The sequence below is a fragment of the Mesorhizobium sp. M7A.F.Ca.CA.001.10.2.1 genome, assembly GCF_003998575.1.
Taxonomy (GTDB): Bacteria; Pseudomonadota; Alphaproteobacteria; order Rhizobiales; family Rhizobiaceae; genus Mesorhizobium.
Genome location: NZ_RZQY01000733.1, coordinates 1 through 2,830, shown reverse-complemented (window position 1 = coordinate 2,830; position 2,830 = coordinate 1). Strand labels below are relative to the sequence as shown.

Genomic DNA, 2,830 nt, shown 5'->3' with positions numbered 1-2,830 from the left:
TCGACGGTCAGCGCGAAACGGGCGTTGGAGAGCGTATATTCGTGGCCGCAATAGATGGCCGTTTCAGCCGGAAGTGCAGCCAGCTTCTTCAGCGATTCATACATCACCGGCGGCTTGCATTCGAACAGCCGTCCGCAACCCAGCGCAAACAGCGTGTCGGCGGTGAACGCCACACCCGAAACCGGCAAATAGTAGGAAACGTGGCCGGCGGTGTGGCCGGGCGTGGCGATGACTTCGATCTTTTCATCGCCAAGATGGAGAACCGAGCCGTCTTCGACGGTCTCGTCGATGCCGGGGATCTTGGCCTTTTCCGCTTCCGGGCCGACGATGCGCAGCTTGAAGCGCTCCTTCAGCGCCAGATTGGCCTCGACGTGATCCATGTGATGATGCGTGGTCAGGATCGTCGTCGGCGTCCAGCCGGTGCGCTTTATCGCTGCCAGGATAGGCGCTTCCTCGGGCGCGTCGATGATCGCGGTCTGGCCGCTTTTGGGATCATGCACCAGCACGCCGAAATTGTCGCTGCGGCACATGAACTGTTCGATTTCGACCGGCATCGCATCTCTCCGTTTATGGCCGCAGACATAGGGCGCCGGCGCGTGGATGTCATCCCGGATGTCGAATGACATCTCGGAATGTCGGGTCGTCGCGGCCTTTTGTTGAAACCCGCCGATATCACGGCTACATCCCTGCCATGCATTCCGACATCGTCGATCTTCGCTCCTTCTATTCGACAACGCTCGGCCGGTTCGCCGAGCGTTCGATCACCATGGCGTTGTCGTCGATATGGGCGGTCGTGCCCAACGAGCGGCTGGTTGGTCTGGGTTACACCTTGCCCTGGCTGGAGCGGTTCGGCACCGATGCCGAGCGGGTCTTTGCCTTCATGCCGGCAACGCAAGGCGCGGTGGTGTGGCCGGCGACAGGGCCGACGGCGACGGCACTGGTCTTCGACGAGGAACTGCCGCTGGTCGATTCCTGCATCGACCGCATGCTGCTCGTCCATTCGCTCGAACATGTCGAGAACCCGCGTGAGACGCTGAACGAGATCTGGCGCGTGCTGTCGCCGGCTGGCCGGGTGGTCATCGTCGTGCCCAACCGGCGCGGTGTCTGGGCGCGCTTCGAGCACACCCCATTCGGCAATGGCCGGCCCTTTTCGCGCGGCCAGCTCACCGAATTGCTGCGCGAGGCCAATTTTACGCCCGCCGCCTGGTCCGATGCGCTGTTCTTTCCGCCGTCGAAGCGCCGTTTCATGATGCGCTTCCACAATGTGCTGGAGCGCGCCGGCCGGCGGCTGTGGCCGATCTTTTCCGGCGTCATCGTCGTCGAGGCGCAGAAACGGCTCTATCAAGGCGTGCCCGTCGTCCAGCGCGCCTCGCGCCGCGTCTTCGTGCCGGTGCTGTCGCCGCATGGCGCCACCCGGCTTGGCCGTCGCAAAGCCGATGCCAAGCCCTCGGCTGCGCGGGTGACGGCTTCGTGATCACGGCAAACGTGCCTGACCTCGTTTCCCTGCCTATCTGTCGCAAGCGGACCGACAGCCCATCCGGCAGCCCATACAAACGCCTGTCAAGTTTCTCCATCCGGTTTCAGCACTGACGCAAGGACCTCGGCCATGGCTGATCAACCGGACAATGCCGCCGCCGTTCATCCGGTTGCCGTGGCGGTTGAAGCCAGCAGCCTGCGCGATCAGGTGGCGACGATCCGGCGGGCACTGGCGCGATCGCCGGTTCGCAAATGGTTGCTGTGGACATCGGTCGGCATCATGGCCGTGATCATCGCAACGTCGATCGGCCAGGTTCTGCTCAACCGCTGGAACCAGCCTTTCTACGATGCGCTTTCGCGCCGCGACATGGCGGCCTTCCTGCACCAGCTCCTCGTCTTCGCGATGATCGCCGGCGGGCTGCTGGTGCTCAATATCGGCCAGACCTGGCTCAACCAGATGATCAGGCTCAAACTGCGCGAGGCGCTGACGCTGGATCTGATCGATCAGTGGATGCGGCCGGCGCGCGCCTTCCGGTTGGCCAATGCCGGCGCCATCGGCGTCAATCCCGACCAGCGCATGCAGCAGGACGCCGCGCATCTGTCCGACCTGTCAACCGATCTCGGCGTCGGGCTGCTGCAGTCGTGCATTCTGCTCGTGTCCTTCGTCGGGGTGCTGTGGGAGCTGTCCTCGGGCTTCGTGTTCCACATCGGCGGGACCTCGCTGGCCATACCGGGCTACATGGTCTGGGCCGCTATCCTTTACGCCGGCATCGCCTCCTGGCTGAGCTGGCTGGTCGGGCGCCCGCTCATCCGCCTGAACAGCGACCGCTATACACGCGAAGCCGAGCTGCGCTCCTCGATGGTGCGCGTCAACGAGAACGTCGATGCCATTGCGTTGTATCACGGCGAGGCCGACGCAAGGCGGCGGCTCGAACTCGATCTCGGCACGGTGCTGGGCGCCATGCGGCGCATCTACACCGCCCAGATCAACCTGTCCTGGGTGACCGACACCTATGGCTGGATCACCGTCGTGGCGCCCATACTGGTCGCTTCGCCGGTCTATTTCTCAGGTGATATCAGCTTTGGCGGGCTGATGATGGCGGTCGGCGCCTTCAACCAGGTCCACTCTTCCTTGCGCTGGTTCATCAACAACATCGGCAGCATCGCCGATTGGCGCGCCACGCTGATGCGCGTGGCCGATTTCCGCATCGCGCTCGATGAAACCGATGCGCTGCATGACACGGAAAAGCGCATTGCCTTCGGCCAAAACGTCAATGGCAGCCTGACTTTCGAGAAGCTCGAAGTGACCTCGCCGGAGGGTTGCACCAGACTCGCCGATCCGCATGTCGAAATC

Annotated in this window: 3 protein-coding genes; 2 read left to right on the top strand and 1 reads right to left on the bottom strand. The window is 63.4% G+C overall.

The window, feature by feature from the left end; translation table 11 throughout:
- On the bottom strand, positions 1-554 hold a 554-nt coding region (gloB, locus tag EN964_RS30820), incomplete at its 3' end, for a hydroxyacylglutathione hydrolase (protein WP_127277155.1).
- A 137-nt stretch (positions 555-691) separates the two neighbouring features.
- On the opposite strand from gloB, the gene EN964_RS30815 reads away from it, so the two are divergent.
- Positions 692-1,474 carry a class I SAM-dependent methyltransferase gene (locus EN964_RS30815; protein ID WP_127268371.1) on the top strand — a complete coding sequence of 261 codons (783 nt, stop codon included), beginning with the start codon at positions 692-694 and terminating at the stop codon, positions 1,472-1,474.
- Between the two features lie 132 nt (positions 1,475-1,606).
- Positions 1,607-2,830 (top strand): ABC transporter ATP-binding protein/permease (locus EN964_RS30810; RefSeq protein WP_164776103.1); only part of this gene is annotated, 1,224 nt, incomplete at its 3' end.

Bases quoted from the DNA above. Each gene is read 5' to 3' on its own strand.
- EN964_RS30815 (WP_127268371.1), top strand. From the start codon at position 692: ATGCATTCCGACATCGTCGATCTTCGCTCCTTCTATTCGACAACGCTC.